The sequence below is a fragment of the Curvivirga aplysinae genome (genome assembly GCF_009711445.1).
Lineage (GTDB): Bacteria > Pseudomonadota > Alphaproteobacteria > UBA8366 > Aestuariispiraceae > Curvivirga > Curvivirga aplysinae.
Map to the genome: position 1 here is coordinate 1 of NZ_SMMC01000169.1, position 26,144 is coordinate 26,144.

The window sequence follows — 26,144 nt, forward strand, 5'->3', positions numbered from 1 at the left end:
ACGAACTACGCAACCGAAATACAAATTCACAGATGCGATCCTAATTCCTTAAAAACATTCTTTCTTGAAACATCTAAATAGGATAGAAAATCGTAAACTGACATTGGCTCTCAAAATACAAGGATTTAAGATTATGGCTCTTTCTATTGGCGATATGGCACCTGACTTTACGCTTCCTATTCAAGGGGATGGTGAACTTACCCTTTCTTCTCTGAAAGGCAAAAAAGTTGTTATCTATTTTTATCCAAAAGATATGACACCGGGTTGTACTACAGAATCCAAAGATTTCCGTGATGCACATGATCAGTTTAAGGCCTTGAATACAGAGATTATTGGTATCTCAAAAGATTCTGTGGCCCGTCATGATAAATTCATTGCAAAACATGATCTTCCATTCGATCTAGTCAGTGACGAAGAAGGCCAAGCTTGTGAAGCTTATGGAGTTTGGCAATTGAAGAAATTCATGGGCAAAGAGTTTATGGGCATTGTTCGTAGTACCTTCTTGATCAATGAAGAAGGAAAAGTTGAGCAAATCTGGAATAAAGTGCGTGTCAAAGGGCATGTAGATGCTGTATTAGAAGCGGTGAAGAATTCTTAATTCTGCTTTTAATTCTACTTTCCTGAAAGAGGCAAGAAAATGGCGTCCATCGAATCCTATGATGCACAAGTTGAATCCGAATATGTCGAAGAAACCAGAGAAATTCTGGATGAAATCGACGTGATTATGGAACAATATATCAGTGGAAGCGAAGAAGGACGCCGCCGCTTTGATGCGTTATTGGGGAAGCTTACCGGCTTAAGCATCACAGGACGCTATACATCACATGCATTGCTAAACGTTACCATGACACGTTTGGTAAATTATCTTGAACAGATTGATCGTCCAGAAACAGCACAGTTTCAAGACATCCGTACATTTTCTGACACCATGCGTGGTATTTTAGATGGTTCCATCCAACATGATGGTTGGGATTTCAGTGAATTTGTACGTTCCCTTCCGGTGCCACGTCCTGTGGATATGGAAGATATCGAACATCTGGATGTGGAAGTCATGTTGGTCGAAGCCCGTAAGACAGCCGCACGTTTATTTGAGCGTGAATTGCGCGCATGCGGATATCGCGTGACTACCATTTCAAATCCGCTGGAAGCCATTGCGATGGCTGTACGTACTAAACCTGACTTGGTGCTCTCCTCCGCAGAATTAGATTATATTACTGGGATAGATTTAGCCTGTGCCCTATCTGCGATGCCAGCCACCAAAAGCATTCCATTTGCATTGCTAACCAGCTATGACAAAACTCATGCGAAATTGGCAGATCTTCCAGAAAATGCAGCGATCTTGAATAAAGGTACTAAATTCGGGGATGATCTGGCGGATGTATTGGAACGTTTCAACATCACCTAAGTTAAAATGACGATAACCGTTTCCAGTTTAACTGAGGCTGCCTATATCGCCTTAATGACGGCGGATGCTGTTGAGAAAGCCAACAGCACACGCCTGTTGGCAGCTAAATGGTTTTCTGGTGATATCACAGATATTGGCAACAAATCCCTACCAGACAGACCTGCGCGTCCAGAAAAGCCGAACCTAAAAGATCCAAATGATGTACCACGTCGAAAATTAACAACTGGTACGACCGGACGCTCTGCGCTTTTACATGCAATTGCGCATATCGAACTCAATGCGATTGATTTAGCTTGGGATGTTGTTGCACGTTTTCCCCATGAAAATATGCCTAAAGGCTTTTATGACGACTGGGTAAAAGTCGCGGATGACGAGGCGCGTCACTTCCTGATGATCAATAATCGCCTAAAGGAATTGGGAAGTTTCTACGGGGCTATGGCAGCCCATGATGGGTTATGGCAAGCCTCCCAGAAAACGGCACATGACCTAAAGGCACGTCTTGCCATTGTCCCACTTGTGTTGGAAGCACGCGGATTAGATGTGACCCCACCGATGTTGATTAAATTACGCACGGTTCGAGATGATAAATCAGCGGATTGTTTACAAATCATCCACGATGATGAGATCACCCATGTAGCCGCAGGCAAACGTTGGTTTGATTATTTATGCGAAAGAGATAATCTGGAAAAAATCAGCACATGGCAAAATATGGTGAGACAACATTATCATGGATTTTTGAAACGGCCTTTCAATACAGAAAGCAGAGACAAAGCGAAATTTGCTGCAGCCTTTTATGAACCGTTAGCTGATTAAAGTCTTAAAAGGGTAATCGAGATGAGGTTTGAAGTCTCTCTTTTATTAGGAAGTTGATCTACCTACTTAACTTCTCTATCAGTATCGCCTCATTTATGACACAGCGTCAACGAATATAAAATAAAACTTCATTTTAAGCCCTAAAGGATTAAATGTTTTTCCAAATAGAGGGCTAGAGCAAAACAACCACCTCAAGTAGGTTTCGCATATGAGAGATATACCTGTAACCGAAACTGAACCGGATCATGGCATTTCAAGCTTGGCGATGTTTTTATTAATCGCCTCTCCGATTTTCATGGCCTCCAATATGATTGTTGCCCGCTTTATGGCGGGTGAGTTCCCCCCATTTGCGATGGCATTCTGGCGTTGGGCGATCTGTTTTTTGATCATGCTGCCCTTTGTTGGGAAATATTTATGGCAACATCGTGCAATCATATGGGCAGAAAAACTTCAACTTGCCATCCTAGGTGCAATGGGCATGGGCGTTTGTGGTGCCTTTGTCTATATTGGCGGACAAACAACGACCGCAACCAATATTGGTTTGGTATATGCATCCTCTCCTTTAATGATTATCGCAATCTCGGCAGCTTTCTTTGATGAAAAACAAAGACCGATACAAATTATTGGTATTATCCTGGGCGCTATCGGTCTGGTTACAATTGTTGCTAAAGGAGATTTTAATGTCCTTTTAAATTTAAACTTCACTAGCGGCGATTTATGGATACTTGCAGCATCTACCGGATGGGCGATTTATTCGCTTTATCTAAAATTCCATCCGTCAAAACTGGCGACAACTCCACGTTTAGCGGCTATTATTCTATTTGGCGTCATGGTCCTATTCCCCTTCACCATCTGGGAAGGTATGACATTCGCAACGCCAGAAATCACCCAGAAAAACATTCTCGCCATTCTATTTTTGGCTCTATTTCCAGCTTTAGCTGCTTATTTAGCCTATTCCAAATTGCAAACATTGGTGACGGCATCAATCGCCGGATTGACACTTTATCTAACCCCGATTTCCAACAGCATAATGGCTTGGATTATCTTGGGTGAGGGCTTTCAAACATTCCATTGGATTGGCAGTGTCTTTATTCTGTTAGGACTTTGGATGACCACAATGAAGAAGAAAAAGAAACAATAATAGAGGCTCAAGATGACAGATCACGTTGCTGCACTTTTTCCAAATTTTGAAAAGAAATATGTAAAGGTTAATGGCGTTGATATATGTTATCGAATAGGTGGAGACGGCCCTCCAATATTACTGCTTCATGGTTTTCCTCAAACCCATGTCATGTGGCATCCAATCGCCGCCCAGCTGGCAAAATGCTATACTGTTATCTGTGCTGATCTTCGTGGTTATGGCGATAGTAGCAAACCCGAAGGTGAAGCTGACCATAAAAACTATTGCAAAGTAGAGATGGCAAAAGACATGATCGGTCTGATGTCATCGCTTGGATATAATGAATTCCAACTGATAGGTCATGATCGTGGTGGACGTGTGTCCCATCGTCTTTGTCTGGATTATCCATCACATGTAAAAAAAGTAGTCATTTTAGATATTATTCCAACACTCACTTTTTTTGACAGCGTCACACAACATACGGCCGAAGCCTATTATCATTGGTTTTTCTTGACGCAGAAAAAACCGTTTCCAGAAACTTTAATAGGTAATAGCAAAACCCAGTTCCTTGAAAAAACACTACATGGATTGGGATCTACCCAAGCCAGTTTTGCCAAGGAAGCAATTGCAGAATATCATCGTTGTTTCACGGATGAAAATATTCATGCAATTTGTGAAGATTATCGTGCTGCCGCAACAATTGATCTAATACATGATCGTGCAGATAAAGATAAACGCATCCAATGCCCCACTTTAACCCTGTGGGGCGAAAACGGCTTCATGCACAAGAACTATGATTTTGTAGCCGCTTGGCGTGAAAAAGCGAATATAGTCACAGGGCATAGCATTAAAGCCGGGCATTTTCTTGTTGAAGAAAATCCAGATGCTACTTATGACGCCATTAAAGGTTTTCTTTGCGAGGAATAAATAAAGATATTTTAATCAATATCTTCGATTGAATCGCCTTTACCGCCTTCAAGTTTTAACGCAAGTGCCGCTTCCAAATACGCATCAAGGTCACCATCTAAGACACCTTGGCTATTACTTTTCTCAACACCAGTGCGAAGGTCTTTGACCATCTGATAAGGCTGCAATACGTAGGAACGAATTTGATGCCCCCAACCGATTTCGGTTTTTTCCATATATTCGCCTTGCGCTTCCGCTTCACGACGCTGTAATTCTTGTTCATATAAACGCGCTTGTAACATCTTCATCGCGGTTGCACGGTTCTTATGTTGAGAACGATCATTTTGACATTGAACTACAATACCTGTTGGTACATGCGTGATACGAACCGCAGAATCTGTTGTGTTTACATGCTGACCACCCGCACCAGATGCGCGATATGTATCAATACGTAAATCACTTTCTGCAATATCAATATCGATATTGTCGTCAACTTCCGGATATACAGTCACGGAAGAGAAGCTTGTATGACGACGTGCTTGACTGTCAAATGGGGAAATACGCACCAAACGATGTACGCCATTTTCAGTCTTCATCCAACCATAAGCGTTATGGCCTGCAATTTTCAAAGTCGTAGATTTGATGCCAGCTTCCTCGCCAGCACTTTGTTCCATAGTCTCAACTTTATAGCCTTTACTATCGGCCCAACGCGTATACATGCGCAACAAGATCGACGCCCAGTCACAACTCTCCGTACCGCCAGCACCCGCATGAATTTCAAGGAAGCAGTTATTAGAATCCGCCTCCCCGGAAAGAAGACTTTCAAGCTGTAATTTCGCTGCAATATCACGCATAGCTTCAATCGCAGCTTCCGCTTCACTGATCATATCTTGATCATCTTCCAACTCCGCCATTTCGATGAGCTCAATATTATCATCCAACCCATTAGCGAGTTCTTTATATCCTGTAACCTGGCTATCAAGTGCAGCGCGTTCTTGCATCACTTTCTGCGCTTCGTTGGAATCATTCCACAAATTTGGATCTTCCACGCGTGCATTCAATTCCAATAGGCGTTTTTCGGATACATCCAGATCAATATGCTTACTCAGCAGTTCCAGAGACTGTCTGATTTCATCGACCATGGATTGAATTTCGGCACGCATCTGGCGTTACTCCTACTACCTATTAAACTGATTACAAAAACGGTGACATTGGACATAAGCTATGGGCCGGAAATTGGCAAGAGGCTTACACTTTCCAAGTCCCGAAAGAAAAAATATTTCGCTTAGTAAATACCGCGCGATGTCCCCGTTTTAGCACGCAATGTTTTCTCTTCGCCATTTTCGTCATCAATAGCTTCCTCCTCCAAAGAATCAGAACCATCAATAACGACTGCTTGCGCACCGATCCCCGGTTCCGTTCCTGATTTGAAAGCTTCCGTAATCACCTTGGCACTTGCGGCATTGGCCAAACGCCCTGTCTGTGCATCAATACGAACCATACGTACACCTGGCGGCGTTCTGAAAGGAATTGCCGGACGATCTTTCATCACATCAGTCATGAAAGTTTTAAAAATTGGCGCTGCAACAGAGGAACCTGTTTCTTGTCCGCCCCATAACTGTGTCCCTAGAGGAATCGGCGTGTCGAACCCAACAAAAATCCCTGCGACCAAGTCTGGTGAAAAACCCATAAACCAAACATCACGGCTATCATTTGTGGTACCTGTTTTCCCGGCTAATGGCTTACCGATGGTCCGAATACGACGCCCTGTTCCGCGCTGAACAACACCCTCCAGCATAGTGACAACCTGATAGGCGCTCGCGGGGTCAGCCAAAATGGCACGCTCATCAGGAAGTTTTGGCATATCCACATCATCCCCAATGGTCCAAGTCACTTCTTTACATTCAACGCAAACACGTTTGTCATGTTTAAATATAGTTTTGCCATGTTTGTCTTGCACGCGATCAATAAATGTTGGTCTGATTTCCTTACCACCATTCACCAACATGCCATATGCGCTGGCCAGATCGACAAGCTTCACCGCACCAGCGCCTAAGGACATAGATAATTGTTCCGGCATGTCTTCAAGAATATGGAAACGTTTTGCATAGTCAGCAACAGTTTCCATACCAATTGCTTGCGCCAAACGAACCGTCATCAAGTTACGAGATTTCTCGATCCCGATCCGCATAGGGCTAGGTCCATAGAATTTTTTAGAATAGTTGGCTGGCTTCCATTTTGGTTGTCCCGGTCCTTGATCCAATACAAAAGGTGCGTCCAAAATCATTGTTGCAGGTGTATACCCTTTATCTAACCCAGCCAAATAAACAAATGGCTTAAAAGCTGATCCCGGTTGACGTTTCGCTTGTGTTGCACGATTAAATTGACTGCGATCGAAGCTCCATCCGCCCGACATCGCCATCACACGCCCTGTATGGGGATCAAGAGCGATAATCGCCCCATTGATTGCAGGAACCTGACGTAAAGCATAAGTTCCGTCGGGATATTCCACACGCGGGCCACCTTGTTCTTTTGGAGCACCTGTTTTTACTTCCTCGACAAGAATAACGTCGCCAAGAGATAAAACATCAGCAGGACGCTTCAGAGCCCCCCCCACTTTTTGGTTCTTTAAAGGTTTTCGCGCCCAGCGTAACTCACGGAAAGGAATCGTACCCGTTTTACCATCTGAAAATGCAACGAAGGCAGATTTCTCTTCTAACTCTATAACTGCCGCCTTCTTCCATCCAACAACACCTGCAGGCATCGGAACATCTTCAAGACGCTGCTCCCACTCTGTATCAAGGCTGATATTATCCACAACACCTCGATAACCATGACGACGATCATAAGCTTCTAACCCTTTACGTAACGCATTTTCCGCGTAATCTTGTAAAACAGGATCAAGAGTTGTTCGAACAGACAATCCACCTTCATTTACCACATCAAGGCCAAACTCATCGCTTAATTCACGACGCACTTCCTCGACAAAATATGAAGCCTCAACAAATTCAATCGCCGTACGTGGTTTCACAATCAAGGCTTCATCACGTGCTTCAAGCGCAGAAAGTTGATCAATATACCCTTCTTCCAGCATACGTCCAACAACCCAGTTACGTCGGGCAATTGCAGCTTCATGTTTTCTAATAGGGTGATAATTGTTTGGTGCTTTCGGTAATGCAGCCAAATAGGCAATCTCTGCTGTCGTCAGCTCATCCATTGATTTATCGAAATAGTTCAATGCCGCCGCAGCAACACCATAGGATCCATATCCAAGATAAATCTCATTCAGATATAGCTCCATAATCCGATCTTTGCTCAACGCTTGCTCAATTCGGAATGCAAGAATAGCTTCTTTGATTTTGCGATCAAGAGAGGCTTCATTGGTTAACAAGAAGTTTTTCGCCACTTGCTGCGTGATTGTAGAAGCCCCAATAAAGCGACGTTTCTTAAAATATAAACTTACGTTAGTGACGACCGCTCGCGCCAAGGCAATTGGATCAACGCCGTGATGCGCATAGAAGTTCTGATCTTCTGCTGCAACAAAGCCATGCACCACTTCCCGCGGAATAGATGTAATCGGTACGAAAACTCTTTTTTCTGTTGCATATTCTGCTATTAGACGTCCATCGCCAGCATGAACACGAGTGGCGGTTGGAGGATCATAATCAGCCAATTGTTTATAGTCCGGTAAATGCTTACCATATTCCCATAGAATATATGTTGCACCAGCACCGACAATTAAAACACTAAAAATTGAAAGAGATACAAGCCAAGCGAAGAGTTTTAAAAGAAATTTCATAAAGCTAATTTCAGATCAATTCTCTGAATCCATCCATCCTGATTACATTCTAGGCATAGTTTACCTGATCAGATAAATGCCGCAAGTTTATATGAGATGACATAACTTTATGTCAGAAGAATGGCAAAGGAATAATCATTACTTCCTTCTCAGTCCACACAACTTATTATGATTTACTTAAACGTTCCTGACGTTCAAAATAATTATCAATCGCCTTTTGTAACGATTTTGCGATCTTTTTATGCTGAGCTGGTGATTTAAGTAGTTTTTCATCCTGACGATTAGATAGATAACCTAACTCGATCAACACAGATGGTACAGTTGGGGATTTCAAGACAGCAAAACCTGCAAATCGGTGGGTATTACGTAAAAGCTTGATTTCCTTCCCCATTTCACCAACTAACATTTCTGCAAAATGCCAGCTCATCTCCATGGTAGCACGTTGTTCAAAATCTAATAAAGTACGTGCAACAACCTCGTCATACCCAGACAGATCAACCCCCACAATGATATCCGACTTATTTTCCTTTGCTGCTAATTTTGCTGCTTCCTTATCAGAAGACCTTTCAGACAAAGTATAGACAGATGCCCCCCTTACAGAACTACGTTCGATCTTGTCTGCATGCAAGGAAACAAAAAGCTCTGCATTATTATCTTCTGCAACCCGATAACGTTTACGGAGTGGAATATAAAAATCACGATCACGGGTTAGTTTCACCCGATATCTCCCAGTTGCTAGCAATTGCTTTTGAACGGCTTTTGCTACAGCAAGAGTGACATTCTTTTCACGTGTACCCGCCCCACCAATTGCGCCGGGATCGGGCCCACCATGTCCGGCATCTAATACAATCATCGGTTTTGCTGGGCGTGTCGCATCTGCAGATTGCTGGCCATCTGGTGCAGGAATAACAACCGTTTTCGTCTCTTCCTGTGCAACATTTTTCCAATCAGCAGATTCTACCTTTCTTGTAGAAGAAGCAAATTGACTTGCCGATATTGGCTTTAAATCCACAACCAAACGATATGTTTTATTATCAGAACTACCAAGTACAAAATGCTTCTCAATGTTTACAGGTTTTGAAGCATCAACAACGATACGTGTTACACCCGGACGAAATAAACCATGACGAAAACCTTTAACAACACCTGTTGCTTTTCCATTGGCCGCTCCCCACTCCATTTCGGGCATATCAATTACAACACGATATGGATTGTTTAGAGTAAAGATTTGATAAGCGGGTTTACGGGTCATCTCCACAACAAAGCGCGTCATCTCTCCATGCTGACCAAAGCGCAAGTCCACAACCTTTTCCGCAGCAGAAGAAACCGTACTGAATAACAGTGCGACTCCAAGTGATAGCAATGTAAAAATTTTATAGAATCTAGCCTGACGCTGCATATTTTAACGCAAAACCTATAATAAAAATTTCATCAAACAAGGATTAGTTTGCCCTGCTTCGCAAATCTTTCCAAGTATTGAAATGAAGATATTTGGCTGTTTTTCAAGAATAGGAACAAAAAAACTTAAAAAAAATGCATAAAACTGAAAGATATAGATTGAGCTTTCCTACCAGACATTGCTATTAATGCTATGCGGAAAAAGGTTTCATATTTTGGAAGATGAAATCTGTAAAGCCAGCAAAGATTGGTATATCCCCGTTTTATGCGGCTTGCTGAGATTACAGACCTTCCAGAATTTAGAAAGAGACGTGGTTCTCGAAATTCGGCTTGAGGAAAATTACGGTCATGTGACTTATCAAGTTTTCCTGTATGGAAGCGGCCTTCAAATTAATAGGCAACGCCCCAAGCATAAAGATTTCGAGAATGCGGATCATGATTACAGACAGTATATGCTGATGCCAACCGCAAGGCGGCCCTTGCTAAATATAAGCGCCCCTTATAACGCATCAGCCTCTAACTGTCATTTTAACTGGTAAACAGCTTTTGACCCAATTCGGGGTTGATCGCTGGAAACATTAAGGAATAGGCATGTTAACTCTGCGATCCGATAACGTTCACAGCCTTGCGAATAACTTTCGCGATACTGTAGACGGCTTTGCGCTTTTGGCGCAGCGGCGCATCATGCCTCTTGTGAACATCTTGCCGCGCTTATTTGAGGCGAGGCTACCATCCTCTCCCGCCGCGCGGCTTGGAGAAAGAATAAATGGCAAGAAGAATGTTAATCGACGCGACGCACGACGAAGAAACGCGCGTGACGGTCGTGAATGGCAACCGGCTTGAGGAATTCGACTACGAAACAGAAAGCAAACGACAATTAAAAGGCAATATCTATCTGGCAAAGGTGACCCGTGTGGAACCATCTTTGCAGGCGTGTTTTGTTGATTATGGTGGGAACCGTCATGGTTTCCTAGCTTTCTCTGAAATCCATCCTGACTATTACCGTATCCCGGTTTCTGATCGTGATGATTTGGTTGAAGATGACCAAACAGACGAAGATGATGACGATACAAATGATTCTACTGACACTGAAAACGGTGCACCAGTTGAAGAACTTGGTGGTGACGAAGGCTCTGATGAAGCGCAGGAGCAAACAGCAAAGCGTCGCCCTCGCCTAAAACGTCAGTATAAAATTCAAGAAGTCATCAAACGCCGCCAAGTAATTTTGGTCCAGGTTGTAAAAGAAGAACGTGGTAATAAGGGTGCAGCCTTAACCACATATCTTTCTTTGGCTGGTCGTTACTGCGTATTGATGCCTAATACATCACGTGGTGGTGGCGTAAGCCGTAAAATAACCAATGTTGCGGATCGTAAACGCTTGAAGTCTGTTGTAGCAGAACTGAAAATCCCGCAAGGCATGGCAGTCATTGTGCGCACTGCTGGTGCAGGTCGCACAAAAACCGAAGTAAAACGTGACTTTGAATATATTACTCGTCTTTGGGATCAAATTCGCACGAATACTTTGGAAGCAACGGCGCCTTCCCTCATTCATGAGGAAGCAAATCTTATAAAGCGTTCCATTCGTGATCTTTACACCAAAGAAATCGAAGAAGTTCTAGTTGCTGGTGATGTAAGTTATCGCACAGCTAAGGATTTCATGAAGACCTTGATGCCAAGCCATGCAAAGAAGGTACAACCCTATAAAGATGACAATGGTATCCCTTTATTCCAACGTTATCAGGTTGAAAGTCAGCTTTCAGCGATTCATGAGCCAACCGTAAATCTACGCTCAGGTGGCTCTATCGTAATGAACCAAACAGAAGCTTTGGTTGCAATTGATGTAAACTCTGGTCGAGCAACAAAAGAACGTCATATTGAGGAAACAGCGCTAAAAACCAACCTTGAAGCCGCAGAAGAAATTGCGCGCCAATTGCGTCTACGTGATATGGCTGGTTTGATCGTTATCGATTTCATCGATATGGATGATAACCGCAATGATGCGCAAGTTGAACGCAAGCTGAAGGAAAGCTTGCGTAAAGATCGTGCACGTATTCAAGTTGGTCGTATTAGTCCGTTTGGTTTGTTGGAGATGTCCCGCCAACGTTTGCGCCCAAGCCTATTGGAAGCGATTTCCCAAACATGTCCGACATGTTCTGGCACCGGATATATTCAATCTACAGATTCTTCTGCATTGAATGTATTACGTACTATCGAGGAAGAAGGCTTACGCCGTCGAACTGCATTCCTTACCGTTACGGTAAATCCAGACGTGGCAATGTATATCCTGAACAGCAAGCGCGCATCGCTGGCTGAAATGGAAGAAAATTACGGTTACAAAGTAACCATCTCTGTTGATACCAAAATGTTGCCTACCGAATTCAACCTTGAACGTGAAGGTGAATTAGAAGGCGAAGCCTTAATCAAAGATGTGGAACCAATCCAATCGGATGAGGAAACACAGGAACAAGAACAAAGCGAAGGTAAATCTCGTAAGCGTCGCCGCCGTCGTCGTGGCCGTAAACGGGATGATGATCGTGATCAAAATCAAGAAGAAGAAAATCTAGATGATACAGAATCTTCAGAGGATATTGATAGCGAGCATGAAGATAGTGATGACAACAACCAGCGCAAGCGTCGTAAACGTGGCCGCCGAGGTGGTCGTCGCCGCAATCGAAATCGCAATGACCAAGAAGATAATCTAAACGATGATAACTTCTCTGAAGACGGCTCTGAAGGTCAGGCACCCGATGATAGCTCCTCAGAAAGTGATGTTTCAGATAAATCTGATGAAGAGAGCGATGAAAAGCCTAAACGTAATCGTGGTCGTCGCACAAACCGTCATCCTGCAAATCGTCGTGGTAACCGCCGCGATCGTAAACAAGATGATGCGAATGATGGCGAGAACGAAACACCTAAAACTGACGAGACACCTGCAATTGCTGCAGAGGCTGCCGTAGAAGGCGTATCACAGATCGTGGAGGAAAAACCACGTAAAGTGCGTCGCAGGAAAGTACCTATTGAAGTCGTTGAAGCAGATGTTACAGAGGCTGCGAAAGTAACTCCATCTGAGGAAACACCTCAAACTGACGGCGTTGCAACTTTAGAAGATGCTACTGAGGAAAAGCCTGTGAAGAAAACACGGGCAAAGAAAGCTTCTGCGAAAAAATCTTCTGCAAAGAAAGCATCTTCAAAGAAGGCTTCGACAAAGAAAACTTCTGCGAAGAAAGCAACAGCAAAGAAAACACGGGCAAAGAAAGCATCCGCAAAAAAAGTTGAGGCTGCAGAAGCAACTCCAGTTGCTTCTATGACCGAAGCACCAAAAGCTGAGGCGGCACCTAAACCCGCACCAGCACCGGAAGCCCCCAAGGCAGAACCAGCACCATCGCCTGCTTCGGAAGCACCAGCTGAAAGCAACCAACCAAAACGTAAAGGTTGGTGGAGCCGGGTGATCGGTAGCTAGGCTAAAATTTTAAGATAAAAACATAAAAAGCGGTTCAATTCTTGGACCGCTTTTTTCTTGCCCGATTTAATTACTTAAGAAGTAGCCAACCCGCTACGATCAATAACATAATTCCAAAGATCATACTTTGTATTCTAACCACGCGATCACTGGCAAATGTTTTTGCCATCCAGCTGCCACCCAGCGTCCAAACACTATGAGTGAATAAATTCAGCAATAGCAAGGCCAGCGTTAAGAGCAATACCTGAGGCACGAGAGCTTTTTCCGCATCCAAAAACTGTGAATACATGGTCAGGATAATGGAAATTCCCTTTACATTCAGCGCTTGGGAAATCACCCCATCTAAAAATCGTAATTGTGGAAGTTCTTTTGCCTCCACATGGCGACGACGCATAAATTTTAGGGCTAACCAGGCCACATAGATTGCCCCAATCACCTGAACCGTTTTCATCAATGTGGGAGATTGTAAGACAATCGCCCCTAGTCCGAAACCGAAGATTAGTGAATAGCTACTATAAACAACATCAAGACCAAGAATAAACGGTAATGATTTTCTATATCCCTGCGCTCCACCAGCAACCGCACATAAAAGATTACCCGGCCCGACACTAAAAACGAGGGGAAATAGAACAGATAGCCAAAGCAGTGCAAATTCAATTGTCATGTTTCACCTTAAGAAAAACGGCCTATCCTTGATTATCTATCAAGAGAAAGACCGCTTTGCATCAGTTGAATTGTACCCATAACAATTCGGAAGAAAGATAACTGTTAACTATTCGCCTGCACTTCTTTCAAGAAAGCATCAATCTGCTTACGGAGATTTTCAGATTGTTGGATAAGGTTCCCTGTCGCAGACACCACAATATCTGTTGAATTTTTACTTTCATCTGACATCTGGCTCACTTCGCTAATCTTATTGGTAAGTTCACTTGTGCCTGCCGCTGCTTGCTGCGTGTTTCGTGCGATCTCCTGCGTGGAGGCGCCTTGTTGTTCAACCGCTGCTGAAATCGACGTAATAATATCAGACATTTCCTCAATAATTTGGCTAATACCTTCGATTGCCCCAACAGTCTGTTGTGTGTCAGATTGGATCTGGGAAACTTGCGAGCTGATCTCACCTGTTGCATTTGCAGTTTGATTTGCTAACGATTTCACTTCATTTGCAACGACGGCAAATCCTTTGCCTGCCTCGCCCGCGCGTGCGGCTTCAATCGTTGCATTTAATGCCAATAAATTTGTTTGATCTGCGATATCATTAATTAGCGTAATAACCTCACCAATACGGCCAGCACTAAGTTCTAGGCCACGGACCAAATCATTCCCTTCTGCAGCCTGTGTCACGGCACGCCCAGCTATACTAGCAGAATGCTGGACCTGAGAACTGATCTCCTGAACCGAAGCAGCCAATTCTTCTGCAGCAGCGGCCACAGTATTTACATTATTACTCGCTTGATCCGTTACTAGAGATGCTTCCGATGCGAGTTGTTGAGTATTTCCAACGATTAAATTCATCCCGTCTGCTGACTTAGTCATATCCTGTGTCGCACGATCCACATCCTGTAATGTCTCATGCGCTTGCTGGTCAAACTTCTCAACCAATGAAGAAATCGCTTTCGCTCGCTGAGCTCTCTCTTCTTGTGCTGCAGCAGTTGCAGCAGCCAAACGCTGCCCATCCATCATGGTTTGCTTAAAGCCTTTTAAAACTTCAGCAATTTTGCCAAAAGCGGTTTTTCGATCCATATCGGGAATTTCAGCTTGAGTTGCATCCTTTGCCAATTCTTCCATAGAAGACACCAAAGATAACATGTTACCCGCGATGTTACGCCCAACAGCCAAACCAACAACGGAAGCTACAATAATTACCACTAATAATAAAATAAGAATAAACCAACCTAGTTCAGTCGCAGCGGCTGTGGCTTCACTGTGATGTTGTTCGGCCATAACCGCCCAGTTCAAGCCATTGAAAGGAAGCGGTGCATAAGCGGTAATCACCTTCACCCCATCCGCATTCCGTTCAATCGCTTTACCCGAATTTCCTGCGACTGCGTCTTCAACAGATGCATTACGTGTTTTGTTTTCCAGTAATGTTTTCTGCTCACTAAAACGGGAATTACTCCGCCAAAACGAATCATCACCAATAAGATAAGTCTCACCAGTTCTACCCAGTCCCACTGCGTCATGCATAATCTGGTCAATACGATCAATTGGTAACTGAATGGCAATTACACTTATCAAATTCTTACGCTGATTATAAACGGGTGCGACAAGAAAACCCGCAATTTGATCGCTCTTTGCCGCATAGCGACTTAAATCTACATAATGCATTTCTCCTGGCGCTTGCATTTTTAACGTTTCAGAGACAGCTTGCCCTAGTGCAGTATCTTTCCAAGGGCCCGTTAAAAAATTTGTTGCATAATCATCTTGCTTATAAAGCGTATAGGTCAAATCACCTTTCTTATTGAAAATATATAGATCCAAATAACCACGATCTTTCACATAATCTCTGAGCCATGGATGATGCTTTTTATGGTTCAGTGAATATTTTGAGAAATCTTCTTTGGCTTTATCAAGTTGATCTCGCTGATCTGCAGGAAATTCATTTTCTGTAATATAGAAACGACGTAAATCTTCTGACGCCTTTTCTTTCATATAATCCCAACCATTGGTGAAATCCCGTACGATTTTCTGAAATCCTTTACTGGAAATCTGCGTCGCTAAATCCTGCTCAATGGAAAAGAAATAATCTTGCACCATTTTTGTACGCGCCGACGTCAATGCAGATAGCTTTTCTTCCGCCTCATCACTCAACGCGTTTTGTGCAGCCACAAAACTTACCCCACCTACGATAACAGTAGACAGCAACACCAAACCAACAATAATCACTGGCAAAAGCTTGCCCAACGAGATACGCATCAGAAACGCCATGGTTTCCTCCCGACCTAAAATCAAATTTTAATGTAGATGATATGGAAATTTCCGCTAAAAAAACGGGCTTCCCCCCGAATTTCCTGCCACCAATTTGTATATACAATCTTATGAGAAGCTAGCAGATATGGAAACTATTATTAGTTAAAATTTTATATATGCGCCATAAGTTGTTGTTATCGCGACCTTATAATAAAATTACAATCTAGACAAGCAAATCTGATTTGAGGGTCTTTTAAATATAGTTTGAAACAATGTTATAAAATCTTAGTAAATATGATGAAAGGCGATTGTATCTCTGGGTCAATGCTGCTATAGGGCGTGCATGAAAATGAAGGTGTAGATTTTAGATAATCCACCGGACTTCCTGTGACCCAATATTTTGTGATTTATCGACCTAGATAATCACCCAGACTTTTCACAAGGAAATACAGATGGCAAAGCGCACAAAACTGTATGAAGGCAAGGCCAAAGTCCTGTTTCAAGGTTCTGAACCAGGCACAGTCGTTCAATATTTTAAAGATGATGCAACTGCGTTTAACGCAAAGAAAAAAGGCACCATCAATGGTAAAGGTGTTTTAAACAACATCATTTCCGAATTCATCATGCTTCGCTTGCAAGAAATGGGTATTCCAACCCACTTTATTAAGCGCATGAATATGCGTGAACAACTTTGTCATCAGGTCGATATTATCCCTGTAGAAGTGATCGTACGCAATGTAGCCGCCGGTTCCATGGCAAAGCGTCTTGGTATTCCAGAAGGCACAAACTTGCCGCGTTCAATCGTTGAGTTTTGTTACAAATCTGACGAATTGGATGATCCGTTGATTTCCGAAGAACATGCCGTTGCTTTTGGTTGGGCATCTCCGCAAGAAATTGATGACTTTATGGCGATGACCCTGCGCATCAATGATTATCTTTCCGGCTTGTTTATGGGCATCGGCATCCGTTTGGTTGACTTCAAATTAGAATTTGGCCGTATCGAAGACGAAAATGGCGATGTTCGTGTTGTTTTGGCGGATGAAATTTCACCGGATAACTGCCGCCTTTGGGATGCGAAAACCAACGAAAAAATGGACAAGGACCGCTTCCGCCGTGATATGGGTGGCGTCGAAGAGGCCTATCAGGAAGTCGCGCGCCGACTTGGAATTTTGCCGGAAGGCGGAATGGCCGAGTTGGAAGAGTCGGATTCCGAAGAATCATAATATAAGAGGCGCAAAGGATATCCCCTTGCGCCTTTTTCTTTTAAAAGAGTTTAATACCGCACAGTTTAAAAAACCCTCAAACGGGACTGATTAGGAGAATTTCCGTGAAAGCCAAAGTTACTATCACATTAAAAAATGGTGTATTGGATCCACAAGGTAAAGCAATTGAGCATGCATTAACTGCACTTGATTTCGGCGGCGTTGACGAAGTGCGCCAAGGCAAAGTTATCGAATTGGATCTAGCGGAAACAGATGAAGCAAAAGCAAAAACACAAGTTGAAGCTATGTGTGAAAAGCTTTTGGCAAACACAGTTATCGAAGACTATTCAATCGAATTATCTGCCTAAGTTTTCTTAAGCTCATATTATTCGCGTTTATCAGGCAGTAATGCCGCTAATTTCTAAGTAGGGATGGACGGAAACATGAAATCCGCAGTCATTCTCTTCCCCGGCACCAACCGGGAAAATGATGCAATCGCCGCGTTGGAACAAGCTTCTGGCGTTAAACCTCAACTTGTTTGGCATGGTGAAACCGACTTACCGAAAGTGGACATGATCATGGTCCCGGGTGGATTCTCTTACGGTGACTATCTACGCTGTGGCGCGATGGGTGCTAATAGCCCGATCATGCGTGAAGTTGCCAAGGCAGCAAATGCAGGTGTAACCGTATTTGGTGTTTGTAACGGCTTCCAAATCTTGACAGAAACGGGCTTGTTGCCAGGTGCTTTGATGCATAATGCTAGTCTGAAATTCATCTGTAAGCGTACACAGTTGAAAGTTGAAAGCAATGCAACAAACTTCACATCTGCTTATGAAACAGGTCAGGTGATTACTGTGCCTGTTGCCCATAATGAAGGTAACTACTTCGCGGACACAGATACATTGGATCGCCTTGAAGGTGAAGGTCGCGTAGCTTTCCGTTATTGCGACGAAGATGGCGTGGTTTCTGATGCGACATGCTTAAACGGTTCTCAACGCAATATTGCGGGTATTTTGAATGAAAAAGGCAACGTACTTGGTATGATGCCACATCCAGAAAATGCAATTGACCCGCTTCATGGTGGCGTTGAAGGTAGTCCATTATTTACTTCTATTGTTAACTCTTTGAGCTAAGCGAGAAAACCGATGACAGATTATAACGCAAAATTCAATGCGATCGAAGTCACCGACGAGTTGATCGCTGAGCATGGTATCACTAAAGAAGAACATGGTATTATGCTAGATATCATGGGCCGTACTCCAAATTACACTGAGTTGGGTATCTTCTCTGTAATGTGGTCCGAACATTGTTCTTACAAGTCTTCTCGTTTTTGGTTGAAGCAATTACCGACCGAAGGCGAACAAGTGATCCAAGGTCCGGGTGAAAACGCCGGTGTTGTTGATATTGGTGATGGCCAAGCCGCCGTTTTCAAAATTGAAAGCCACAACCACCCAAGCTTTATTGAGCCTTATCAAGGGGCTGCAACTGGTGTTGGTGGTATCATGCGTGACGTATTCACCATGGGTGCACGTCCAATTGCCAATATGAACGCATTACGTTTTGGTAGCCCAGAACATCCAAAAACACGCCATCTACTTTCCGGTGTTGTGTCCGGTATTGGCGGGTATGGTAACTGTATGGGCGTCCCAACAGTTGGCGGTGAGACAAACTTCCATAAAGCTTATGATACCAACATCCTTGTCAATGCAATGACAGTTGGATTGGCTGACTCTGACAAAATCTTCTATTCCAAAGCATCTGGCATTGGAAACCCTGTTGTCTATGTTGGGTCTAAAACAGGCCGTGACGGTATTCATGGTGCGACAATGGCATCTGCAGAATTCGATGATGATTCTGATGCAAAGCGTCCTACAGTTCAGGTCGGCGACCCATTCACCGAAAAACTGTTGTTGGAAGCTTGCCTTGAATTAATGTCCACCGATGCGATCGTATCCATTCAGGATATGGGGGCTGCTGGATTGACCTCCTCTTCCGTGGAAATGGCGGATAAAGGTGAAGTAGGTATTGAATTACACCTCGATCAGGTTCCAATGCGTGAAGAAGGCATGACACCTTATGAATTGATGCTTTCTGAAAGTCAGGAACGTATGTTGATGGTTTTAAAACCGGGACGTGAAGACGAAGCCCGTGCCATCTTCGAAAAATGGGAATTGGATTTCGCGGTTGTTGGTAAAGTTACAGATACACGTGAATTGACCATGATGTGGGAAGGCCAACAAGTTGGCTCCATTCCTGTACCTCCTTTGGTGGATGCATCTCCAATGTATGAACGCCCATGGGAAGAAACACCACAACAAGATATTATTGCTGCGAGTGATGTGAAAGCCGTTGATAGCTTAACAGAGCTATTGAAAACAATCATGGGTTCCCCGAATATGGCGTCTCGTCGCTGGATTTGGGAGCAATATGACCATTTGGTTATGGGTAACACCATACAGGCACCGGGTTGTGATGCAGCCGTTGTTCGCTTACCAGAAACCAAAAAGGGAATCGCGATCTCAGTTGATTGTACCCCACGTTATTGTTTGGCAGACCCAAAACAAGGCGGTAAACAGGCAGTTGCTGAAAGCTGGCGTAACCTGACTGCATCTGGAGCAAAACCTTTGGCAATTACCAATAACATGAACTTTGGTAATCCTGAACGCCCTCGTATCATGGGTCAATTTGTTGGTGCAGTTAAAGGCATGTCTGAAGCTGCAATCAAATTCAACTACCCAGTGGTTTCTGGTAACGTATCCCTTTACAATGAAACCAATGGTATTGGTATTTTACCAACACCTGTTATTGGTGGTGTTGGTGTGATTGATGACGTATCCAAAGCTGTTTCAATTGACCTGAAGGCAGAAGGCGAAGACCTGATCCTGATCGGTGAAACAAAGGGGTGGTTAGGTAATTCCGTTTATTTGGATACAGTGGAAGGCCGCGAAGAAGGTGCACCGCCACCTGTATATCTGGATCAGGAATTGGCAAATGGAGATTTTCTGCGTGGATTGATTGACGACGGATTAGTGACAGCCTCCCATGACTTGTCAGATGGTGGCTTGGCCTGTGCAGCTGCAGATATGGCCATTTCTGGTAAAATGGGTGCTAAACTTGTTCAACCTGCTTCTTCTGATGTGCCTGCACATGCGTATTTCTTTGGCGAAGATCAGGCACGTTACCTGATTTCAACGAAAAATGCCGCTGTGATCATCGAAAAAGCACAAGAATCTGGTATTCCTGCAGAAATCATTGGTAAAACAGGCGGAAGTGACTTGAAGCTTGGTGAAGGTGATGCCATATCATTGGCAGAGCTTCGTGAAGCTTTTGAAGGCTGGATGCCAGAATATATGGCAGTTGAGCTTTAAATAAGTTCGACGATCAGCTATTCTAAAACCAACAATAACTGATTAGGAGTAACCATCATGCCGATGTCCCAAGGTGATATCGAAAACTTCATTAAGGAAGCCTTGCCAGATGCAGAAGTTGTGATCAACGATCTGCGCGGAGACGGCGACCATTATGCAGCTTTCGTTAAATCAGCAGAATTCAAAGGCAAAAGCCGCGTTCAGCAGCATCAGATGGTTTACAAAGCATTGCAAGGGCGCATGGGTAACGAACTTCATGCGCTTGCCTTGCAAACCGCTGTACCAGAGGATGGAGAGTAAGCTTCAGCATGAAGAAGCTTACTTGATGAAAGGAAAAGAAATGAGCGATAATCCTGCATTCGAACAAATCGAATCCGAGATCAATGAAAACGACGTTGTGCTATTTATGAAAGGCACACCTGTTTTCCCACAATGCGGCTTTTCAGCTGCAGTTGTACAAGTTTTGAACCATGTTGGCGTACCTTTTAAAGGTATTAACGTCCTTGAAGACATGGGTGTTCGTGAAGGCATCAAGGAATATTCCAGCTGGCCAACAATTCCTCAACTATATATCAAAGGGGAATTTATTGGTGGTTGTGATATTGTTCGCGAGATGTTTGAAACAGGCGAACTTTCACAAGCTTTCACAGATAAGGGTGTTGAGCTTCAAGAAGCTTAATTTCATCTAATCTGACAGTTATCAAAATGCCGCTTGAAGCTATTCAGGCGGCATTTTTATTTATAAATCAACTATGCCAGAAAATTCTACTCGCCAACTTTGAGGGATATCATCATTCTCATCCAATGGAGTTTCTGGAATATCTACAGATTCAATAACGCCACATATATGAGATACTTTTCCGGTTGAATCAAAAAGCGGAACATGAATCACCTCATTCAACGTACTGATACCACTTCGTGATGTCATTAATTCGCGTGATAAAACTGGTTTTTGTTCTTTCCATGTTAACTGATAGAGACGTTCAATTTCACCCAAGGCTTCACCAAACAATTCTTCTGATAACTCTTTCCCAGCAAAATGCTGACCTAGTTGGTCCGTAATATACATTCCTTGATATTGAAACGTCACCGTGAAAGGAGCCGCTACTATGGAAGTAATAAATAAGTTTCGCCAAAGTTGATTTGGTAAATCTTCTGGTAAGAGATCTTTATAACGTGGCTTGTCCGTATGACATGTCAATTCAGACCATATCTGCAAAAAAGCAGATGTCTTCCCTAACTGCGGTTTTTTTTCAACACCATCATCGGTAACGATATGGGGCTTGAAAGTATGACCAGTCATACAAATCCTCCGACCAATTCAATTTAGAATTGTCCCCTTACCCACGATTCATACTATAGTATGAAAATTCAATTTCATTCAATAATTTAAGAAAAATTAAATTTTTACCCATGCTTACGAATAAAAGCAGCAATCTCTGGTTTAATGATTTCTCGCCATTTCCGACCATTAAAGATTCCGTAATGCCCCACACCATCCTGTAGATGATTCTTTTTCATAGTCGCGGGAATGTTAGAGCACATTTCATGAGCTGCAATAGTTTGTCCCGGTGCAGAAATATCGTCCAATGCACCTTCAACCGTTAACAAGGCAGTTTTCTTAATGGCATGCGTATCAACCAAGTCACCTTTATAACGGAATAAACCACGTGGTAATAAGTGACGTTTGAAGACAGCATCGATAGTTTCCAGATAAAAGTCCGCCGCAGTATCCATTACAGCAAGATATTCATCATAAAACTTACGATGCGCTTCTGCTGAATCGCCATCCCCCTCAACCAAATGAGTAAACATTTTCCATTGTGCAACAGTATGGCGTTTCGGGTTCATGGATAAGAAGGCATGAAGCTGCATAAAGCCCGGATAAACGCGCCTTCCTGCTCCTTCGAATCTGAGCGGCACTACATGAATACAATTGCGACGGAACCAGTTCATATCATGCTTATCTGCCAATTCTGTCACAACAGTTGAAGCAGCCCGTGTATCCAATGGCCCTCCCATCAATGTCATCGTCTTTGGTTGATATGGGGAATCCTGCATGGCAAGAACAGATACGGCAGCTAGCACCAGTGGTGCAGGTTGGCAAACTGCCATCACATGCGCATCTTTACCTAAATATTTTAGAAATTTGATGACATAACTGATGTATTTTTCAACACCGAACTTACCTTCACCCATCGGGATTTCAGATGCGTCACGCCAATCCGTAACATAGACCTCATGATCATCAATCAATGCCTGCACAGTTCCACGCAGCAAAGTTGCATAATGGCCTGACATAGGTGCGACAAGTAAAAGCTTTGGATGTGTGCCTTCCTTTACGCCTTCGCGCTTAAAATGAACAAGATCACCAAAAGCCTTATGAACAACGGTTTCGATTGTAACAGGTGTTTCTTTTCCATCAACTATTGCAGTATCGATCATCCAATCCGGCTTACCACGTTCACGTAGCAAACTTTCCATCACATGAGAGCCTGCCGCAATGCTTTTACCTATAGGGGTATAACTCCACGGATTCCAAGGATGCGAAAAAGCAACTTCAGTTGCTTCCGCCATAATGCGCAATGGTTCCATTGCCTGCACTTTGGTATCGTAAAAGCTATACAGCACGATCATAAGCCCTCAATAATTGATCCTGAATACTCACTGTGACGGAGAAATTGGTGCAATGCAACATAAATCCCTAATTCCCAAGATAGAAAAAGCCCCGAAAGATAACGCTTCCAGGGCTTTTAATAATTTTTAGAAGTTAAACTTATTTAAAGCTCAACAGCTTAGCTTGTTTTACATGTGGGATCGCCTGTATCAAGGCCATGCAATCATCATCTAACGGACTATCCAGTTGTAAAAGCGCGATGGCCTCACCACCTTCTTCGGCACGCCCAAGGTGGAAAGTTGCAATATTTGCATCTACATTCCCCAAGGTTTGACCAAGCTGGCCAATCATACCTGGTTTATCTTCATTGGTTATGTAGAGCATATGCTCTGTAAGTTCGGCTTCAATCTCAATACCTTTCACCTCTACTACACGAGGTTTCTGTCCCCCAAACAAAGTTCCTGATACCGTGCGTTCAAATTTCTCCGTTGTGACGACTAAACGGATCAGTGTTTGATAGTCACATGGACGATCATGTTTCACTTCAGAAACTTCAATGGAACGATCACGTGCGATACTTGGCGCATTCACCATATTCACGCTATCACTAAACGGACGTAAGAGACCCGCTAATACCGCTTGTAATAACGGTTGTGTATTCAGACTTGCGACATGCCCTTCAAATTCAACACGAATAGCCTTCAAACCACTTTCAGTGACTTGACCAGCAAAGCTACCTAACTGTTCGGCTAAACTCATATATGGTCTCAATTTCGGCGCATCTTCCGCAGAGACAGATGGAATATTTAAGGCATTCGTCACCGCACCAGTTAACAGATAATCGGATAATTGTTCTGCAACTTGAATAGCAACATTCACCTGTGCTTCTGTTGTAGACGCCCCTAAATGCGGTGTACATACCACATTATCCATATTGAAAAGTGCATTCTCTTTTGCTGGCTCAACTTCAAATACATCAAGTGCCGCTGCGGCAACCTTACCACTTTCCAAACCTTCTTTCAGATCGGCTTCATTAATAATACCGCCACGGGCACAGTTAATAATACGAACGCCATCCTTCATTTTGGAAATCGCATCTTTGTTGATCAGATTCCGCGTACTATCGGTCAATGGAGTATGCATCGTAATGAAATCAGCACGCGCTAACAGATCATCCAACTCTACTTTCTCAATATTTAGCTCTTTTGCGCGCTCTTCTGACAGGAAGGGATCGAAAGAAATAACCTTCATTTTCAAACCTTGCGCACGATCCGCTACGATAGATCCAATATTACCGCTACCAATAAGCCCAAGGGTTTTACCAAAAACCTCAACGCCCATGAATTTGGATTTCTCCCATTTACCAGCATGGGTGGATTCATTCGCCATCGGAATTTGACGAGCGCATGCCATCATCATCGCAATTGCATGTTCGGCGGTAGTAATAGAATTACCAAATGGTGTATTCATAACAACAACACCATTAGCTGTCGCGGCTTCTTTGTCGATATTATCGGTCCCGATACCGGCACGGCCGATCACTTTTAAATTAGTTGCCGCTTCTAAAACATCCGGCGTTACTTTCGTAGAGGAACGAATAGCCAAACCATCATATTCGCCAATGCAGACTTTTAACTCATCCGGCGTCATGCCAGGTTTAAAATCAACATCAACCCCGCGCTCTTTAAAAATTTGTTCGGCAAGCGGATCCATTTTATCAGAAATAAGTACTTTAACCATTTTGTCTTACTTTCAGTATAATTCATTAGCCTTAAAAGGCTGGTAACATCTTGAAATTCTTATGCAGTAATCTGTGAATATGCCCAATCCAACCAAGGCATAAGTGCCTCCATATCAGCTGGATCAACTGTCGCACCGCCCCATAGGCGTAAACCTGCTGGTGCATCGCGATAACCATTAATGTCAAAAGCCACACCTTCTTTTTCCAACAAGGTTGCGATTTTCTTTGGCGCACCATCACGTTCTTCACCTTCTAGTGAGCAACTATCAGACAGTTTTAAACAGATAGATGTGTTTGATCTCAGAGTTTTATCAGCACAAAGGAACTCTACCCAATCAGTCTTCGCTACCCAATATTCAACCGCTTTTAGATTAGCGGAAGATCGATTTTGCATTTCAGATAATCCACCGATTTCATGAGCCCAATTCAACGCATCCAATACATCTTCGACACATAACATAGATGGAGTATTGATTGTGGCGCCGCTGAAAATACCTTCAATCAATTTTCCACCTTTTGTAAGACGGAAAATCTTAGGTAACGGCCATGCGGGGGTATAACTCTCAAGACGGTCTGCAGCACGCGGGCTAAGCACCAACATGCCATGTGCGCCCTCACCACCTAGAACTTTTTGCCATGACCAAGTGGTTACATCCAATTTGTCCCATGGTAAATCCATGGCAAATGCCGCAGAGGTTGCATCACAAATAGTTAAACCTTCCCGATCATCCGCGATCCAGTCGCCATTTGGAACCTTTACGCCACTTGTTGTCCCATTCCATGTGAACACAACATCCCGACTTTTATCAATCTTGGTCAAATCAGGTAGGAAGCCGTAATCAGCTGTATAGCTATTCACATCTTCAAGCTTCAATTGTTTCACCACGTCAGTGATCCAACCGCTGCCGAAACTTTCCCATGCGAGCATATCAACACCACGCGCCCCTAAAAGAGACCAAAGAGCCATCTCAACAGCACCTGTATCAGATGCGGGAACGATACCAATTTTATAATCTGCGGGAATACCAAGAATTTCACGCGTATCGTCAATGACCTGTTTTAGCTTTGCCTTGCCTTCTGCGGATCTATGTGACCGACCTAGCGATGCGCCGCCTAAACCCGAAGTCGACCAGCCCGGGCGTTTCGCACAAGGCCCAGAAGAAAAGAAAGGTCGTGCCGGTCGGATTGTCGGCTGGTTCATAGTCATTTTTTGATCCTCATATTAATCATTAGAATTTGTGGATATGCCACAATAACAAACGTCTATCACCTTTTGTGACAAATAAGTACCGCTTGTTTGCAACGCAGCAAATACCTAGTTTCAAAAACTAAATCAACTGCTAATTTGTCGCTTTTGCATATGATGATGGTCGCTTTTATCTAAAAAATATAATTAAACGGTTAATCA

General features: G+C 43.4%; 22 protein-coding genes. 13 read left to right on the forward strand and 9 right to left on the reverse strand.

Features of this window, described 5'->3' with window-relative positions; all coding sequences use genetic code 11:
* Positions 1-133 precede the first annotated feature (133 nt).
* The 5 genes from bcp to E1160_RS07880 all read left to right on the forward strand — a co-directional run bounded on the left by bcp (position 134) and on the right by E1160_RS07880 (position 4,265).
* Positions 134-598: a thioredoxin-dependent thiol peroxidase gene (bcp, locus tag E1160_RS07860; RefSeq protein WP_155154595.1), complete on the forward strand. Its 465-nt coding sequence runs from the start codon at positions 134-136 to the stop codon at positions 596-598.
* A gap of 39 nt (positions 599-637) precedes the next feature.
* Positions 638-1,405, forward strand: coding sequence for a response regulator (locus E1160_RS07865; RefSeq protein WP_155154596.1), 768 nt, complete (start codon positions 638-640; stop codon positions 1,403-1,405).
* A 6-nt stretch (positions 1,406-1,411) separates the two neighbouring features.
* Positions 1,412-2,218: a ferritin-like domain-containing protein gene (locus tag E1160_RS07870; protein WP_155154597.1), complete on the forward strand. Its 807-nt coding sequence runs from the start codon at positions 1,412-1,414 to the stop codon at positions 2,216-2,218.
* A 208-nt stretch (positions 2,219-2,426) separates the two neighbouring features.
* Positions 2,427-3,359, forward strand: a complete 933-nt coding sequence (locus E1160_RS07875; RefSeq protein ID WP_155154598.1) for a DMT family transporter — start codon at positions 2,427-2,429, stop codon at positions 3,357-3,359.
* A 12-nt stretch (positions 3,360-3,371) separates the two neighbouring features.
* On the forward strand, positions 3,372-4,265 hold the full coding sequence (locus E1160_RS07880) for an alpha/beta fold hydrolase (RefSeq protein ID WP_155154599.1): 894 nt from the start codon (positions 3,372-3,374) through the stop codon (positions 4,263-4,265).
* Positions 4,266-4,276: 11 nt separating this feature from the next.
* Here E1160_RS07880 and prfB read toward each other — a convergent pair whose 3' ends face one another.
* From prfB to E1160_RS07895, 3 genes are all read right to left on the reverse strand, one after another.
* Positions 4,277-5,407: a peptide chain release factor 2 gene (gene prfB, locus E1160_RS07885; protein ID WP_155154600.1), complete on the reverse strand. Its 1,131-nt coding sequence runs from the start codon at positions 5,405-5,407 to the stop codon at positions 4,277-4,279.
* A 122-nt stretch (positions 5,408-5,529) separates the two neighbouring features.
* On the reverse strand, positions 5,530-8,043 hold the full coding sequence (locus E1160_RS07890) for a penicillin-binding protein 1A (protein WP_155154601.1): 2,514 nt from the start codon (positions 8,041-8,043) through the stop codon (positions 5,530-5,532).
* 166 nt (positions 8,044-8,209) lie between these two features.
* A complete protein-coding gene (locus E1160_RS07895; protein WP_218048782.1) occupies positions 8,210-9,346 on the reverse strand; it encodes an N-acetylmuramoyl-L-alanine amidase in 1,137 nt (378 codons plus the stop codon).
* Positions 9,347-9,656: 310 nt separating this feature from the next.
* On the opposite strand from E1160_RS07895, the gene E1160_RS07900 reads away from it, so the two are divergent.
* Both E1160_RS07900 and E1160_RS07905 read left to right on the forward strand, forming a co-directional pair.
* Positions 9,657-9,980 (forward strand): hypothetical protein, encoded by a 324-nt coding sequence (locus E1160_RS07900; protein WP_155154603.1) that lies wholly within the window; start codon positions 9,657-9,659, stop codon positions 9,978-9,980.
* Between the two features lie 227 nt (positions 9,981-10,207).
* Entirely contained in the window at positions 10,208-12,901 is a 2,694-nt protein-coding gene (locus E1160_RS07905) for an Rne/Rng family ribonuclease (protein ID WP_155154604.1), read from the forward strand.
* Positions 12,902-12,971: 70 nt separating this feature from the next.
* Here the strand turns inward: E1160_RS07905 and E1160_RS07910 are convergent, their stop codons facing one another.
* A complete protein-coding gene (locus E1160_RS07910) occupies positions 12,972-13,565 on the reverse strand; it encodes a LysE family translocator (protein WP_155154605.1) in 594 nt (197 codons plus the stop codon).
* A gap of 104 nt (positions 13,566-13,669) precedes the next feature.
* Positions 13,670-15,826, reverse strand: a complete 2,157-nt coding sequence (locus E1160_RS07915; RefSeq protein WP_155154606.1) for a methyl-accepting chemotaxis protein — start codon at positions 15,824-15,826, stop codon at positions 13,670-13,672.
* A 434-nt stretch (positions 15,827-16,260) separates the two neighbouring features.
* Between E1160_RS07915 and purC the strand changes: the two genes are divergently transcribed.
* From purC to grxD, 6 genes are all read left to right on the forward strand, one after another.
* On the forward strand, positions 16,261-17,031 hold the full coding sequence (gene purC / locus E1160_RS07920; protein WP_155154607.1) for a phosphoribosylaminoimidazolesuccinocarboxamide synthase: 771 nt from the start codon (positions 16,261-16,263) through the stop codon (positions 17,029-17,031).
* A 104-nt stretch (positions 17,032-17,135) separates the two neighbouring features.
* Positions 17,136-17,378: a phosphoribosylformylglycinamidine synthase subunit PurS gene (gene purS / locus E1160_RS07925; RefSeq protein WP_328597138.1), complete on the forward strand. Its 243-nt coding sequence runs from the start codon at positions 17,136-17,138 to the stop codon at positions 17,376-17,378.
* A 75-nt stretch (positions 17,379-17,453) separates the two neighbouring features.
* Entirely contained in the window at positions 17,454-18,143 is a 690-nt protein-coding gene (purQ, locus tag E1160_RS07930) for a phosphoribosylformylglycinamidine synthase subunit PurQ (RefSeq protein ID WP_155154609.1), read from the forward strand.
* A 12-nt stretch (positions 18,144-18,155) separates the two neighbouring features.
* Entirely contained in the window at positions 18,156-20,378 is a 2,223-nt protein-coding gene (gene purL / locus E1160_RS07935) for a phosphoribosylformylglycinamidine synthase subunit PurL (protein ID WP_155154610.1), read from the forward strand.
* Positions 20,379-20,435: 57 nt separating this feature from the next.
* On the forward strand, positions 20,436-20,678 hold the full coding sequence (locus E1160_RS07940) for a BolA family protein (RefSeq protein ID WP_155154611.1): 243 nt from the start codon (positions 20,436-20,438) through the stop codon (positions 20,676-20,678).
* Between the two features lie 40 nt (positions 20,679-20,718).
* Entirely contained in the window at positions 20,719-21,057 is a 339-nt protein-coding gene (gene grxD, locus E1160_RS07945; RefSeq protein WP_155154612.1) for a Grx4 family monothiol glutaredoxin, read from the forward strand.
* A 60-nt stretch (positions 21,058-21,117) separates the two neighbouring features.
* Here grxD and E1160_RS07950 read toward each other — a convergent pair whose 3' ends face one another.
* From E1160_RS07950 to E1160_RS07965, 4 genes are all read right to left on the reverse strand, one after another.
* Positions 21,118-21,681: a PAS domain-containing protein gene (locus E1160_RS07950; protein ID WP_155154613.1), complete on the reverse strand. Its 564-nt coding sequence runs from the start codon at positions 21,679-21,681 to the stop codon at positions 21,118-21,120.
* Positions 21,682-21,785: 104 nt separating this feature from the next.
* Positions 21,786-23,015, reverse strand: coding sequence for a polyhydroxyalkanoate depolymerase (locus tag E1160_RS07955; protein WP_155154614.1), 1,230 nt, complete (start codon positions 23,013-23,015; stop codon positions 21,786-21,788).
* 139 nt (positions 23,016-23,154) lie between these two features.
* Positions 23,155-24,735 carry a phosphoglycerate dehydrogenase gene (gene serA, locus E1160_RS07960; protein ID WP_155154615.1) on the reverse strand — a complete coding sequence of 527 codons (1,581 nt, stop codon included), beginning with the start codon at positions 24,733-24,735 and terminating at the stop codon, positions 23,155-23,157.
* 59 nt (positions 24,736-24,794) lie between these two features.
* Positions 24,795-25,943, reverse strand: a complete 1,149-nt coding sequence (locus tag E1160_RS07965) for a phosphoserine transaminase (RefSeq protein WP_155154616.1) — start codon at positions 25,941-25,943, stop codon at positions 24,795-24,797.
* Positions 25,944-26,144: the final 201 nt, after the last annotated feature.

Excerpts from the sequence above, each read along its gene's own strand:
- bcp (WP_155154595.1), top strand. The coding sequence starts at position 134 with ATGGCTCTTTCTATTGGCGATATGGCACCTGACTTTACGCTTCCTATT.
- E1160_RS07865 (WP_155154596.1), top strand. The coding sequence starts at position 638 with ATGGCGTCCATCGAATCCTATGATGCACAAGTTGAATCCGAATATGTC.
- E1160_RS07870 (WP_155154597.1), top strand. The coding sequence starts at position 1,412 with ATGACGATAACCGTTTCCAGTTTAACTGAGGCTGCCTATATCGCCTTA.
- E1160_RS07875 (WP_155154598.1), top strand. The coding sequence starts at position 2,427 with ATGAGAGATATACCTGTAACCGAAACTGAACCGGATCATGGCATTTCA.
- E1160_RS07880 (WP_155154599.1), top strand. The coding sequence starts at position 3,372 with ATGACAGATCACGTTGCTGCACTTTTTCCAAATTTTGAAAAGAAATAT.
- prfB (WP_155154600.1), bottom strand. The coding sequence starts at position 5,407 with ATGCGTGCCGAAATTCAATCCATGGTCGATGAAATCAGACAGTCTCTG.
- E1160_RS07890 (WP_155154601.1), bottom strand. The coding sequence starts at position 8,043 with ATGAAATTTCTTTTAAAACTCTTCGCTTGGCTTGTATCTCTTTCAATT.
- E1160_RS07905 (WP_155154604.1), top strand. The coding sequence starts at position 10,208 with ATGGCAAGAAGAATGTTAATCGACGCGACGCACGACGAAGAAACGCGC.
- E1160_RS07910 (WP_155154605.1), bottom strand. The coding sequence starts at position 13,565 with ATGACAATTGAATTTGCACTGCTTTGGCTATCTGTTCTATTTCCCCTC.
- E1160_RS07915 (WP_155154606.1), bottom strand. The coding sequence starts at position 15,826 with ATGGCGTTTCTGATGCGTATCTCGTTGGGCAAGCTTTTGCCAGTGATT.
- purC (WP_155154607.1), top strand. The coding sequence starts at position 16,261 with ATGGCAAAGCGCACAAAACTGTATGAAGGCAAGGCCAAAGTCCTGTTT.
- purQ (WP_155154609.1), top strand. The coding sequence starts at position 17,454 with ATGAAATCCGCAGTCATTCTCTTCCCCGGCACCAACCGGGAAAATGAT.
- purL (WP_155154610.1), top strand. The coding sequence starts at position 18,156 with ATGACAGATTATAACGCAAAATTCAATGCGATCGAAGTCACCGACGAG.
- E1160_RS07940 (WP_155154611.1), top strand. The coding sequence starts at position 20,436 with ATGCCGATGTCCCAAGGTGATATCGAAAACTTCATTAAGGAAGCCTTG.
- grxD (WP_155154612.1), top strand. The coding sequence starts at position 20,719 with ATGAGCGATAATCCTGCATTCGAACAAATCGAATCCGAGATCAATGAA.
- E1160_RS07950 (WP_155154613.1), bottom strand. The coding sequence starts at position 21,681 with ATGACTGGTCATACTTTCAAGCCCCATATCGTTACCGATGATGGTGTT.
- E1160_RS07955 (WP_155154614.1), bottom strand. The coding sequence starts at position 23,015 with ATGATCGTGCTGTATAGCTTTTACGATACCAAAGTGCAGGCAATGGAA.
- serA (WP_155154615.1), bottom strand. The coding sequence starts at position 24,735 with ATGGTTAAAGTACTTATTTCTGATAAAATGGATCCGCTTGCCGAACAA.
- E1160_RS07965 (WP_155154616.1), bottom strand. The coding sequence starts at position 25,943 with ATGACTATGAACCAGCCGACAATCCGACCGGCACGACCTTTCTTTTCT.